The sequence below is a fragment of the Flavobacterium kochi genome (assembly GCF_048286715.1).
Taxonomy (GTDB): Bacteria; Bacteroidota; Bacteroidia; order Flavobacteriales; family Flavobacteriaceae; genus Flavobacterium.
This window is the reverse complement of record NZ_JBLVPW010000039.1, coordinates 1-13,723: the sequence shown is the minus strand read 5'-3', so window position 1 is coordinate 13,723 and position 13,723 is coordinate 1. Positions and strand designations below refer to the sequence as shown.

General features: G+C 35.1%; 14 protein-coding genes. 5 read left to right on the top strand and 9 right to left on the bottom strand.

Features of this window, described 5'->3' with window-relative positions; genetic code table 11:
- Positions 1–69: 69 nt before the first annotated feature.
- From ACNQGH_RS20520 to ACNQGH_RS20485, 8 genes are all read right to left on the bottom strand, one after another.
- A complete protein-coding gene (locus ACNQGH_RS20520; RefSeq protein WP_417957886.1) occupies positions 70–1,023 on the bottom strand; it encodes a transketolase family protein in 954 nt (317 codons plus the stop codon).
- Positions 1,024–1,104: 81 nt separating this feature from the next.
- Positions 1,105–1,956, bottom strand: a complete 852-nt coding sequence (locus tag ACNQGH_RS20515; RefSeq protein WP_417957885.1) for a transketolase — start codon at positions 1,954–1,956, stop codon at positions 1,105–1,107.
- 213 nt (positions 1,957–2,169) lie between these two features.
- Complete coding sequence (locus tag ACNQGH_RS20510; RefSeq protein WP_417957884.1) at positions 2,170–2,739, bottom strand: YciE/YciF ferroxidase family protein; 570 nt, start codon at positions 2,737–2,739, stop codon at positions 2,170–2,172.
- Positions 2,740–2,951: 212 nt separating this feature from the next.
- On the bottom strand, positions 2,952–3,272 hold the full coding sequence (locus ACNQGH_RS20505; RefSeq protein ID WP_417957883.1) for a rhodanese-like domain-containing protein: 321 nt from the start codon (positions 3,270–3,272) through the stop codon (positions 2,952–2,954).
- Positions 3,269–3,559: a rhodanese-like domain-containing protein gene (locus ACNQGH_RS20500; RefSeq protein WP_417957882.1), complete on the bottom strand. Its 291-nt coding sequence runs from the start codon at positions 3,557–3,559 to the stop codon at positions 3,269–3,271. The genes ACNQGH_RS20505 and ACNQGH_RS20500 overlap by 4 nt, the downstream gene beginning before the upstream one ends.
- A 109-nt stretch (positions 3,560–3,668) precedes the next feature.
- Positions 3,669–6,161 (bottom strand): cation-translocating P-type ATPase, encoded by a 2,493-nt coding sequence (locus tag ACNQGH_RS20495; protein ID WP_417957881.1) that lies wholly within the window; start codon positions 6,159–6,161, stop codon positions 3,669–3,671.
- Positions 6,162–6,403: 242 nt separating this feature from the next.
- Entirely contained in the window at positions 6,404–6,799 is a 396-nt protein-coding gene (locus ACNQGH_RS20490) for a hypothetical protein (protein WP_417957880.1), read from the bottom strand.
- Between the two features lie 99 nt (positions 6,800–6,898).
- Positions 6,899–7,402, bottom strand: coding sequence for an SRPBCC family protein (locus ACNQGH_RS20485; protein WP_417957879.1), 504 nt, complete (start codon positions 7,400–7,402; stop codon positions 6,899–6,901).
- A gap of 431 nt (positions 7,403–7,833) precedes the next feature.
- Between ACNQGH_RS20485 and ACNQGH_RS20480 the strand changes: the two genes are divergently transcribed.
- Positions 7,834–8,367, top strand: coding sequence for a DUF6799 domain-containing protein (locus ACNQGH_RS20480; protein WP_417957878.1), 534 nt, complete (start codon positions 7,834–7,836; stop codon positions 8,365–8,367).
- 381 nt (positions 8,368–8,748) lie between these two features.
- Entirely contained in the window at positions 8,749–9,684 is a 936-nt protein-coding gene (locus ACNQGH_RS20475; RefSeq protein WP_417957877.1) for a nuclear transport factor 2-like protein, read from the top strand.
- Positions 9,685–9,742: 58 nt separating this feature from the next.
- Here the strand turns inward: ACNQGH_RS20475 and ACNQGH_RS20470 are convergent, their stop codons facing one another.
- Positions 9,743–9,922 carry a hypothetical protein gene (locus ACNQGH_RS20470; protein WP_417957876.1) on the bottom strand — a complete coding sequence of 60 codons (180 nt, stop codon included), beginning with the start codon at positions 9,920–9,922 and terminating at the stop codon, positions 9,743–9,745.
- 221 nt (positions 9,923–10,143) lie between these two features.
- Between ACNQGH_RS20470 and tgt the strand changes: the two genes are divergently transcribed.
- The 3 genes from tgt to ACNQGH_RS20455 all read left to right on the top strand — a co-directional run bounded on the left by tgt (position 10,144) and on the right by ACNQGH_RS20455 (position 13,303).
- Positions 10,144–11,274: a tRNA guanosine(34) transglycosylase Tgt gene (gene tgt / locus ACNQGH_RS20465; protein WP_417957875.1), complete on the top strand. Its 1,131-nt coding sequence runs from the start codon at positions 10,144–10,146 to the stop codon at positions 11,272–11,274.
- Between the two features lie 75 nt (positions 11,275–11,349).
- On the top strand, positions 11,350–12,435 hold the full coding sequence (locus tag ACNQGH_RS20460; RefSeq protein ID WP_417957874.1) for an LptF/LptG family permease: 1,086 nt from the start codon (positions 11,350–11,352) through the stop codon (positions 12,433–12,435).
- Positions 12,422–13,303: a DMT family transporter gene (locus ACNQGH_RS20455; protein WP_417957873.1), complete on the top strand. Its 882-nt coding sequence runs from the start codon at positions 12,422–12,424 to the stop codon at positions 13,301–13,303. Before ACNQGH_RS20460 ends, ACNQGH_RS20455 begins: the two co-directional genes overlap by 14 nt.
- Positions 13,304–13,723: the final 420 nt, after the last annotated feature.

Below are 13,723 nucleotides of genomic sequence, written 5' to 3'. Positions count from 1 at the left end.
TGTGACGGTAAATAAAAAATCCCATTCTTAGCAGAATGGGATTTTTTTATATTCAGAAAATTAATTAAATTATTTTCTCTTAACAACTCTTTCTACAGCTTCAACAATTGCTTGATTGTTCAGTTTGTATTTTTCCATTAATTGCTCTGGTGTTCCAGATTCCCCAAAACTGTCATTTACTGCTACAAATTCTTGTGGAGCTGGGCTATTTAATGCTAATACTCTAGAAACGCTTTCGCCAAGACCACCAAGAATATTATGTTCTTCAGCAGTAACGATGCATTTTGTTTTTGCCAATGATTTTAAAATTGCTTCTTCATCCAATGGTTTGATTGTGTGGATATTGATCACTTCAGCTGAAATACCTTTGGCTTCCAAAGCTTCAGCAGCAATAAGTGCTTCCCAAACTAAATGTCCTGTAGCGATAATAGTTACGTCTGAACCTTCATTTAAAACAATTGCTTTTCCAATTACGAAAGGTTCGTCAGCTGGCATAAAATTAGGAACAACCGGACGGCCAAAACGTAAATAAACAGGGCCTTGGTAATCTGCAAGTGCTAATGTAGCTGCTTTAGTTTGATTGTAATCACAAGTATTGATTACAGTCATTCCGGGTAACATTTTCATTAATCCGATGTCTTCAAGGATTTGGTGTGTTGCACCATCTTCACCTAACGTTAATCCTGCATGTGAAGCACAAATTTTTACATTTTTCTCAGAATAAGCAACGGATTGGCGAATTTGATCGTAAACTCTTCCTGTAGAAAAGTTAGCGAAAGTCCCTGTAAAAGGAATTTTTCCTCCAATAGTTAAACCTGCTGCAATTCCAATCATATTTGCTTCAGCAATTCCAATTTGGAAAAAACGCTCCGGATGATTTTTTTTGAAATCGTCAAATTTTAATGAACCAATTAAATCGGCACAAAGTGCAACAACATTTTCATTAGTTTGACCTAATTGGGTCATTCCCGCTCCAAAACCTGAACGTGTATCTTTACTTCCTGTATTTGTATATTTTTTCATTATTCTTTTTAATTGAAAGATTAAAAAATTGAAAAGATTAAAAATTCTGCAATCAGAAATCGTTAATCTTTAATCTTAATTCTAGTAGTCAGTTTCGTCTTCTGAATAGTTTTGACCTAAAGCATTTTCCAGTTGTGCGTCATTTGGCGCTTTACCATGCCAAGCATGACTGTACATCATAAAATCTACACCATTACCCATTTCAGTATGCAACAATACACAAACTGGTTTTCCTTTTCCAGTTCTTGATTTTGCATCATTCATTCCGGCAATAATAGCTTCAATGTTATTTCCTTTTTCAATTTCCAAAACGTCCCAATCAAAAGCTTCAAACTTAGCACGGATACTTCCCATACATAAAACTTCGTCTGTAGTACCGTCAATTTGTTTTCCGTTAAGGTCAATTGTAGCAATAAGATTGTCTACTTTTTTCGCAGAAGCATACATAATTGCTTCCCAGTTTTGACCTTCTTGTAATTCACCATCACCATGAAGCGTGTAAATAATATGGTTGTCACCATTTAATTTTTTTGCTTGTGCAGCACCAATCGCTACGGATAATCCCTGTCCAAGAGAACCTGATGCAATACGTACTCCAGGTAAATCGTCATGAGTGGTTGGATGTCCTTGTAATCTTGAATTAATAAGGCGGAAAGTAGCTAGTTCTGATACTGGGAAATAACCGCTTCTCGCTAAAACGCTATAGAATACTGGAGAAATATGTCCGTTTGAAAGGAAGAAAAGATCTTCTCCAATTCCGTCCATATCAAATCCTTCTTTGCGTTCCATCAAGTTTTGGTACAAGGTTACAAGAAATTCAGTACAACCTAGAGAACCTCCTGGGTGACCTGAGTTTACGGCGTGAACCATTCGAAGAATATCTCTTCTGACTTGGATAGTTAAATCGTTTAATTGTTGTGTGTTAGGCTTCATTTTGTGTGTAAAAGTTAAACTGCTGCAAATGTAATTTTTATTTAGGGTTACAGCAAACGTTTTTTTGAATATTTAATGAACATTAGAATACAATTTGAGATTATCTGAATGAATCACTCAGATCATAATTATCCATAAAAAAAGCCCGCATAGGCAGGCTTTTATCAAATGCAGAAACAGCATGTAATTGCTGTTCCCCAATTAAATTTCATTCTAAGTATTTGTAATCGCATCTGCTTTATAAGCTTGTCTGTTGATGGCAGATAAAGCAATTCCTGTTAATGCGGCATCCGTTTTTTTCTCCTCATCAAGAGTCAGAGCCAAAAGATTTGCGGCTTTGTCTTCTCCTAATGTTTTAGCAAAAGCATGTAGCGTGCCATAAGTGGCAATTTCATAATGTTTTACCTTTTGATCTGCTGCAATAAGTCCAGCATCCCGTACCATACCAATATCGGTTTCTTTAATAAGACCATCAGCCTCTTTCAGTATACCCTGCATAGCATCACATTTTTTTGCTGTCGGGTTAATACCAGTTACTTCAAATATTTTTTCTAAACGTGATACATGTTCTTGTGTTTCAGCGATTTGATCTTTTAATGAATTGACTAGTTCTGGTGAGGAGGCATTTTTCACCATTTTTGGTAACGTTTTAGTCAATACTTTTTCTGCCCAATAAATGTCTTTCAATCCAACTTCAAATAAATCTCTCAATCCATGTGCGGCATTTGATTTTGCTTGAACAGCTCCTTTAAAAGGTTCGTTTTTACTACTTTCAGTTCTCATAATAGTTGTTTTTTAAGATTAATAGTTACAAGTAAGACTAAATTTGTTGCTTGTATCTTGCAAACTCACTACTTACTTTTTTACTAGTATAAAAGTAGACAAACTATAATTCAATCAATTGTTAATTAACTAATTGTAAATACGAATAATATGATTTTTTTCGAAATTTAATCTGCTGTTTCGACTGTTTTAGTACTGTTGTCCGCTTTGTTTTAGCAACCAATTTTATTTTGAAGATTACTCCAACCGCCACCATTGTACGCTTTTGTAAATCCGTTTGATTTTAAAATGCTTTTTGCAGAAGCGCTTCGCATTCCGGAGGCACAACAGGTAATTATAGGTTGTTTTTTGTCTTTTAGTTTAAATAGGTTATCCTTTAAAGTATCAACCGGAATATTTACCGAGTCTTTTATGTGTCCTGCTGCATATTCTCCTTTGCTTCGAACATCCAGTATTATGGCTCCTTGTTTTACTAAATCGGCATAATTTACTTTTGGACCAAATCCGAATAGATTTTTGAGTGTGTTTATCATTGTTTTTTAATTTGAGATTGATTATAATTTACATCTAACCAGGAACCGCCATTATAAGATTCAATTCCATGTTCAGCCAGAAAAAGCTGTGCTTGTCTGCTCCGGTTTCCTGATGCGCAACAAAGCACCAGCGGTTTTTTTAAATTTCGTATTTCTTCTATTCTTTGTGGAATTTCATTCAAGGGAATAGTAATGGAATTGGCCACATGACCACCCCTAAATTCAGAATGAGAACGCACATCGACGATTGTTCCGTGTTTTTCTTTGATTATTCTTTCTATACTCATTTTTATACTTTTAATTAATAACTAGGTCCAATGGCTTTGACTTAATTATGACGCAAAAGTAAAGCAAGAATAGATGCTCCACAGTAACTTTTGTTACACAATAACCGTTTTATTTTGTCTTCTTGTTTTTAAAATATTTTATGGTTTCTAGAATGATAAGAATAACAATAGCTCCTAAAATAGACGGTATAAAATGATTGTAATTGGTAATCTCAAAATTAAAAGTCTGTCGTAACGAAGGAATTGAAATAATTAACAACAGCATAATTACAGCGGTTAAGAGAATTGGAATTGTAATCGGGTTCCTTTCGGTTATTACGGATATGATGTTTCTAGTTTTTGAAATATTGGTCAAAATGATAAAAATATTCCCAAGTAGAAGTGCGGAAAAAACGATAGCCCTTACTTCTCCTTCGGGATATTCTTTAAGTTTGGAAAATAAATAAACAGAAAAAATCATGGACAACAATAAAAAGCCCTGCATAACACTCCATATAATCTTTCTTCCGCCGAAAAACTGTTCGTTCGGATCTCTGGGAGGATGTTTCATGATTCCTTTTTCTTCTTGCTCTGATTCGAATGCAATAGAACAAACCGGATCATTTATCAATTCCATAAAAATAATATGCAAGGGCATAAGCAGTAATGGAATTGACGTGTTAAATGCAGGTAAAAGGGTAAGCCCGATTATAGGAATATGAATGGAGAGAACGTAAGACATTGCTTTTTGCAAATTATCAAAAATTCTTCTTCCGGAACGTATTGCGGAAACAATTGATGCAAAATTATCATCCAGTAAAACGAGTGAGGAGGCTTCTCTGGCGACATCCGTTCCTTTATTTCCCATGGCGATACCAATATTGGCGGCTTTTAAGGCTGGCGCATCATTCACTCCGTCACCTGTCATTGCCACGATTTCATTATTGGCTTTCAAAGCCTGGACAATCCTCAGTTTTTGTTCAGGGACTACGCGCGCAAAAACATTGGTATTGCTTATTCTTGATTTTAGTTCTCCATCACTCATTGTATTTAATTCATCACCAGTAATAATTTCATTACTGGCGTCAAGGCCTATCGCCAGTGCAATGCTTTTTGCTGTAGCAGGAAAATCGCCGGTTATCATAATCACTTTTATACCAGCTTCATTGCATTCTTTTATGGCTTGTGGAACTTCCGGACGAATGGGGTCTTCCAAGCCAATAAGGCCAAGAAAATTAAAATCAAATTCATGCTGTGAATCTGGAAGCTGTTCTTTATGATGAGCCGCATTTGCAACCGCAATAACCCGATATCCTTGTTTGGCCATTTGCTGCAGGGCGGAAAAATGTTTTAACTTTTCTTCTTCATTCATTTTGCATAGTTTAAAAATAGCCTCAGGGGCTCCTTTGGCAGAAACTGATATTGAATTTTCAGTAACATTTTCCGTAACGCGGGTCATGGCCAGTAATTCCCGGCTCAATGGATATTCTTTTATGAGTTTATGTTCTGGTTTCTTTTGCGAAATTATTTCTTCATGTGTTTTGTAAATGGCCTGTTCCATAGGGTCAATCGCATCCTTTCTTGAGGCATAATGTGCGGCGACAACCAAATTGGAAATCTGATTTTGTTTCTCATGAAAAATGCTTTTCAGGACGATTTCCTGACCATCATATATAGAGGCGATCTCCATTTTATTTTGGGTAATGGTTCCCGTTTTATCGCTGCATAAAACAGTTGCTGAACCCAACGTTTCAATTGCCGAAGGTTTTCTGGTCAGTACATTTTTTTTAGATAAGCGCCAAGCTCCCAAAGCCAGAAATACGGTGAGAATAACGGGAAATTCCTCGGGTAAAATGGACATCGCAGCGGCAAGCCCGTTCAGTAATGCTTGAATAAAATTCCCTCTTGTAAAATAAAATGTAGCAATGATACCAATGCTGATGAAAATACCAATCAGAAATAGATTCCTAATCAACACTTTCATTTCTTTTTGCAATCGGGTTTCGTCTTCTTCAATGCTTTGTAAAGAGATTCCAATTTTTCCAAACTGTGTTTTTGTTCCGGTAGCAAAAACCTTCGCAAATCCTTTTCCCTGCACCACGAGCGTTCCGCTGAAAACTAATCCATGAGAATCGGAAGCATCCGTCGCTACGTTTTTTGTAACTGCGACTGATTCTCCAGTCAGCAGCGATTCGTCAATTGTTAGGTTTACCGTGTCGAGCAATTTCGCATCAGCGGCAATCCGATCCCCTTCATTTAACAGAATAATGTCTTCGGGAACTACTTCACGCCCGGGGATTCGGATTTCTTTTCCGTCCCGAATCACCAAAGCACGTGGTGAAGACAATTTTTTGAGCGCTTCTAATGCTTTTTCAGTTTTCTGATATTGGTAAAAAGTGATGAAAATGATAACGAAAATGGCAGAAAGTAAAATAATGCCTTCTCTGTAGTCGCCCAATAGGATGTAAAGTACACCACAGCTGATCAATAAAATGAACATCGGTTCTTTCATGACTTCCAAAGCAATACGCCAAATGGATTTGGGTTTTGCTGATGGCAATTCATTAAAACCAAAAACTTTCAGTTTTTGCTGGGCTTCCGCTGTATTTAATCCTTCCGTCATGATGAATAGAATTAGGAATTATAGTTCTCTTTTTTAAAAACTCCATCGGCCTCTGATATAGATCTGCGTTATTAAATTTTTAGAAGAGTTTATTTGCTCTGGAAAAAAAGACTGTACCGTAAAGTCCAGATCGAAATTGGTCGCGACATTCCATGCGTAATTGGGAACAAGAATCAATGTGTTTTTTTCTGGCGAATAAATAAACGAAAAGTTGAAAGAGGCGATAGGAGAAATCGTTTTTATCATAGTTGTGTAAAAATTATAGCGAAACGGGAACAGCGATTTTGCGGACAAATTAGTGTTGTAAAAACTTCCGTTGGCTGTAAAAATATTCGTCGGATTGCTGTTGTATAAACCGGCAATCGAAATGTACCAATCGTTCTTGAAAGTTTGGTCAGCCCTGATAGAAAAGCTAAAGGTTTCCGATGCGTCCAAACTATTTTTTTTGGAATAAAATAACTCATTTCACCTTTGAAACCAGCTTCTTTGATATTTCCCGCCCAACCGCTACCGACAACATAATCGGTTTGGTACATTCCGCCCAAGAACAGAAAGTCATATTTCCATTTGTTAAATTTATATAAGAAAGCAGCAGTGTGCTCGTCTTTGTTTTTTCCAGGTCTATAGGCCAGTTCCAAAACTGCATTGTTCTTAAGATTGCGCTGGATTTTTTGTTTTTTATTATCTCACGGATTTTACAATCCGTGAGATTTTTTTCGAAGGAATCTCGTTCTTGATTATTTTAGAATGGCTTCGAGCTTATCAAAAGATTCGTTCCAGCTTACATTAGTTAAATCGATCATTTTTCCTGATGGAATCCCTTCGTGAATTAGAGTCATTTTTGTTTTATCATCATGCTCTTCAAATGTAACCGTTATTTGTAGTTCTAACGGGAAACCTTCCATTCCATAATAGGTTGCCGGAACTATATTTCCTTTCTCATCTGCAAATGAATCGGTAAATACAATTTGCTCCATGGGAACAATTTCGGTAAAGATTCCGGTGCCCCAAAAGTCCCGACCTTCAGGTGATCGCATACAGTAAAGATATTTACCCCCGACTTTAAAATCCATTTTGCAAAATGGACAGGTAAAATTTTTGGGTCCCCACCACTTCATGAACTTTTCAGGATTTGTCCAGGCTTCCCAAAGAAGTTCTCGAGTTGTGTCAAATTCTCTTATAATTACGAGTTTTTGCTTGTTGGATTCAGGAGTCATTGTTGTCTGATTTTTTGTTTCCATTTTTATAGTTTTTAATTGTTAGACTGATATTATTTAGAGCACATAAAATTAGATAAAATTAATTATAATTAGTTGTTAATTAAATGTTTAAAAGTTTTTTCTACTTAACGATGCTGGAAAAAATAAAAGGTATATTTCTAGATTATAATCTAATTTTTTAGGTGGAATTAGTGCGGTCGCATTTATTATAAGTGCAGTCTATTGCCTGATTTTATGGTGGGAAATCCATTTTTAAAATAAGATTTTTAGTTATTTTATAATAGACTTAAATTCAGATTTGAAACTGTTTGGCTGTGTTATTGAAGAGCTATTCTATCATAGTAATCGAGTTTTGTTTTTTTTAATAGTTTTATAAAAATGGCTACCGTGAATATTTTTTTTGTAATTTTAATACTTAAAATTTATTATAAACAATTAAAAATCAAATAGTTATGATTAAGTTTTTTGTAATGATAGCAATCGCTATTTGCTCTTTAGGAGTTGTAGCCCAGGAAAACAAAACGCAGGATTCCAAAATGGAAAAAAGGAAAAATCATGTAATGATGAAAGATGGCAAAATGATGATGGTGAAAGACGGCAAAATGATGATGATGGATAAAGACATGACCATGACAAATGGAGCTGTGGTTTCTCCAAACGGAATGGTAAAGATGAAAGACGGGAAAACCATGATGATGAAAAATGGAGAGATGATGGACATGAGAGGTATGATGATGGAAAAGAAAATGAAAGACCATCAGATGATGAAAGATCATGTAAAAATGAAAGATGGCAAAATGATGATGATGAAAGACGGTAAAATGATGATGATGGAAAAAGACAAAATCATGACAAATGGAACTGTCGTTTCTCCAAACGGAATGGTAAAGATGAAAGACGGGAAAACCATTATGATGAAAAACGGAGACAAGATGGACATGAATGGAATGATGGAAAAAAGAAAAACGGAAAAAAACGGGTATTGATTTAATAAACGAAGATTTAGCGGAAAACAAATTCGTCTAAGCAGTCTTAAACGAGTTTGTTTTTAGGGCCCCATAAATTGTATCTGCCTTTTTTGGGGCTATTTTTTGGGATAGCAAAGCCATATTCGATTATTTCGTCAATGACAAATTTTTTGAAGGTGCGCCATTTTTTAGTTTGTATTGATTTGGGGAATATTTCTTTTTTGTAATATCTAAGATACTGGAAGCTTCTGAACAATACTAATTCGGCAAAACCTTTATCTTTTTCTCTGACAGATCTCATTAATTAGAGACTAAATGGAAATATATAGTAGCATAATGTATTGACAGTCAGTATTTATTGTTAAATTTAATGTTCTTATTAACTTAATTTAATTAAACATGAAAAAAATTTTCTCAATTGTATTGTTGATCGCTACTTGCATCACTTACGCACAAAAAAAAACTAATGGGACGATTTATGTAGAGCATCCCGCAATTAATTTAGTAGAAGACATGACACAAGCGTATGTCAATGGCGATGCTGACAAAGTCGCAAGTTTTTTAGCCGATGATTTTAAATCCTATAATGGCGCAAGTTCTGATAAGGATGATCAAGGAAGTGATAAAGCTTCTTTTTTAAAAGAGGTGAATTTTTGGAAAGATAATGTTGATTATTTAAGTATCAAAAGATCGCAAGGCGCTTATCCGGATGCTTTAGAATACAAAGAAGCCAATAATAAAGATGTAGTTTGGGTTCAAACCTGGGAAGATTTAAAAGGAGTACATAGTAAAACCGGTGTGAAAATAGATATGCCTTTGCATCGGTTGTTTATAGTTGATAAAAACAATAAAATTAAAACACTTATTAAGTATGCAAATAATAGCATTTTTGATGAAATTGGGAATAGTTTTAATGACAGAGAAAATGGTGTCATCTATAATCATCATGAAAATATTAATGACGTGCGAAAAATGATTTATGCTTTTGAAAATAAAGATTTTGATAAGGCCTATAGTTTTTATGACGAAAAAGCAGTTTTTAGCGATATCAATTCACCAGTGGGCAAAAGTATAACCTTAGCGGAACAAAAAGCAAACGATCAAAAGCTTTTTGAAAAATTTGATTTAACCAGTATCGATATGGTTGGGTATCCTGACTATCTGCATTACGAAATGGGTGATGCAAGAGTTGTACAATCGTGGTGGAATTTTAGATTAACGAGAAAATCAGATAAGAAGAAAATTGTTTTGCCAATATTCTTCATTGATAATTTTAATGATAAAGGCAAAATAACTTCTGAGATAGCCTACTACAGTGAAAAAATGCTGGAATAATGGAATGAATTTTTTAAAGATAACGTCCTAAAATAAGTTGTGTTTTAACCAGCTTGTTTTAGGACATTTTAATTTTTAAAAACGTAAATTTGATTGTAATTCCTGATGCTTTGGTAACTGCTGCGTCTTTTATTTCAGAAATAAAGGTTTCTTCAACTCTGAAAACGCAATGTCTATAGCCAAAAAGCCCAAGCCGGACTTCCAAATCCCCGTCAAAGGGTGGTGAAAATCCTTGCATTTTTTTTCCGGGGATGGCAGCCAATAAATCGACGCTCCTTTTCAGTTTGTCACGCCCAAATTATGAATTTTGAAAAGATTAATTTGATTCAAAAAGGGCTTTGGAGGCCCCTGCAAAATTAGAATTCCCAAATCTTAATTAAAATTTTAAATTATGTAATTATCTAATTTTCAAATTAGCCTATCTTTGCCGTCCCGAACGGTCGGGAGAAAAACGTGTTTATGAAGTTTGATTTATTAAAAAAAGATCCGCAGTCCAAAGCCAGAGCGGGAAGTATTACCACTGATCACGGTGTGATTGAAACCCCAATTTTTATGCCTGTCGGTACCGTTGGTTCCGTAAAAGGTGTGCATCAACGGGAATTGAAAGACGACATAAACCCCGATATTATCTTGGGAAACACCTACCATTTGTACTTGCGACCACAAACCGAGATCCTAGAGAAAGCGGGTGGTTTGCATAAATTCATGAACTGGGACCGCAATATTTTGACGGATTCAGGTGGTTACCAGGTGTATTCACTTTCAGCCAACCGAAAAATTAAGGAGGAAGGCGTGAAGTTCAAATCGCATATTGACGGTTCGTATCACTTTTTTACACCGGAGAATGTAATGGAAATTCAGCGCACCATTGGCGCCGATATTATCATGGCTTTTGATGAGTGTACGCCGTATCCATGTGATTATAACTACGCAAAACGTTCGATGAAAATGACTCACCGTTGGTTAGACCGATGCATCAATCATTTAGACACCCAGCCCTTTAAATACGGTTATGAGCAAACATTTTTCCCGATTGTTCAAGGAAGTTGTTATAAAGATTTACGCCAGCAATCGGCAGAATATATTGCTAATTCAAATCAACAAGGAAATGCTATTGGTGGACTTTCGGTAGGGGAACCTGCAGAGGAAATGTATGCGATGACGGAAGTGGTTTGTGAAATTTTACCAGAAGACAAACCGCGTTACCTTATGGGTGTCGGAACTCCGATAAATATTCTAGAAAATATTGCCCTTGGAATAGACATGTTTGACTGCGTGATGCCTACGCGTAACGCCAGAAACGGAATGTTGTTTACTGCGAATGGTTCGATTAATATCAAAAACAAAAAGTGGGAAGATGATTTTTCTCCAATTGACGAAATGGGAATCACTTACGTTGATACGGAATATACGAAAGCGTATCTGCGTCACCTTTTTGCCGCCAATGAATACCTGGGAAAACAAATTGCCACAATACACAATCTTGGATTTTACATGTGGTTGGTTCGTGAAGCGAGAAAACATATCTTAGCAGGCGATTTCAAACCTTGGAAAGAAATGATGGTGAAGAATATGAACCAAAGATTATAATTTAGACATTAGGTTTTTGGGTATTAGGTTTTAGGAACCGATACACAATGCCAAAAATACCCAACATCCAAAAGAATGACGATAATTGACAAGTACATCCTAAAAAGATATTTAGCCACTTTTGCGGTTATGTTGTTGATGTTTATACCTATTGGGATTATTATAGATGTTTCGGAGAAGATTAATTTCATGATCGAAAACAAAATCCCATTTATTGAAATTGCGATCTACTATTATAATTTCACAGTTTATTTCGCCAATTCGTTATTCCCAATTTTTTTATTTTTATCGGTTATCTGGTTTACTTCAAAACTGGCTAACAATACAGAGATTATTGCCATTTTAAGTTCTGGGATTTCTTTTACCCGTTTTTTAAGGCCCTACATAATTGGAGCTTCTATAGTTTCGGTTTTTGTTTTATTAATGGGGTTTTTTGTTGTTCCTGCTGCCAGTGAAGGGTTTAATAACTTTAGATACACGTATTTAAAAACAGGTGGAAAAGAAGCGATGCGGGGAGATGACACGGATGTGTACCGACAAATTAGCGATACGGAATTCATTTATGTAAATAGCTTTAATACGTTGTCAAAGACTGCTTTTAATTTTTCACTGGAAAAATTCAATAAAGAGAAACTGGTCTATAAAATTTCGGCAAGTAGAATAAAATGGAATCCAAAGGCGAAAACCTACACCATGTTTGATTATACAAAAAGGACGGTAGGGGAGAATGGAGATAAAATTGAAAAAGCGCCTCAAAAAGATGCCCGTTTTAGTTTTGATTTAGAAGATTTGGCTCCTGTGGTATATATCGCTGAAACATTAAGTTTGAATAAACTGATTAAGTTTATAGACAAGGAAAAAAAGCGTGGTTCTTCTAATATCAATGTATATTTAGTAGTATTATATAAAAAATTCAGTATTCCGGTTTCGGCATTTATTCTAACCATTATTGCGGTTTCGGTTTCGTCGATGAAACGCAGAGGCGGGATGGGAATCAATTTGGCGATAGGAATTGCCTTAGCGTTTGCATTTGTCTTCTTTGATAAAATCTTTGGTGTATTGGCCGAAAAATCAAGTATTCCACCCATGCTGGCAGTCTGGTTGCCTAATTTTGCATTTGGAATTTTAGCCATTTATTTATTACGAAATGCAAAACGATAAATTAAAGAGTTACATAAACCTGCATTTTATTGTTTTTATTTGGGGTTTTACCGCTATTTTAGGTGCTCTAATCACTATTACAGCTGATGCTTTAGTTTGGTATCGGATGTTTTTTGCCAGTGTATTTTTGTCATTGTTTATTGTATTCAAAAAGAAATCATTTAGAATTCCCTTAAAATCCTTCGCAAAATTAATTTTTGTGGGGTTATTGATTGCATTGCATTGGATCTTTTTTTTCAAAGCAATTCATGTTTCAAATGTTTCCATTACGCTTTCAGTTTTCTCGTTAGGTGCTTTTTTTGCGTCGGTACTAGAACCTATTTTTTATGGCAGAAAAGTGCTTTGGTATGAAGTTTTTTTTGGACTCATTATCATTGCCGGATTGGCACTGATAATGAAAGTCGAAGTCAATTATTTAGACGGTATGTTGTATGCTTTAGCTGCCATTATATTAGGAGTTTTGTTTACACTCATGAACGGAAAACTAATAGAAAATCATGATCCATCTGTGATCTCATTTTATGAGTTTTTGGCAGGTGTATCCTTTATTTCGGTTTACTTTTTATTTCAACAGAAATTTACATTGGATTTCTTTGTTTTGACTTTCGATAATTGGATTTTAATTTTGATTTTAGCTTCTATTTGTACGGCTTATGCATTTACTGCTTCGGTAAAAGTGATGCAGAAACTGACTCCATATACCGTTATGCTAACGACTAATTTAGAACCGGTTTATGGGATTGTATTGGCCTATTTTATCCTTGGTGGAAAAGAAAAAATGAGCTTTGAATTTTATATTGGAGCCATAATAATTGTAATTACTGTAATCTTAAACGGTGTAATAAAGCATTATCAAAAGGATGTTTAAGTGTTTTTCTTTAGATAGTTGTTTAATTGTATTTTGTTTTTTTAAAGAGTACTATTTGTATAAAAATGGAATTGTTGAGGTTTGAGTTTCGTCTAAAAAGCGGCATTGGTTTGGATTGCCAAACAGTTTTTTGGTGGCGTTTTACATATAATTGGGAGGGTTTTTGGTAATGATTTCAATATATCGACTCGACCTATTTAAGCTTTTGAATACTGTAGACAGGCGGAAAATAATGTTCAATCAGATATTGTCTTTAAAATACTATTGATCTTTACAATATGAAATGACCATGATTTAACGCACGCAAACCCGCATGAGTTTTTCCCGCGACGTGAATATATTGCGTAAATTAGTAACGTAAATTGACATTCGGAAAATTTGCAATTAAATTCGATTAAGTATGTTTCAGTAAGATGCGAA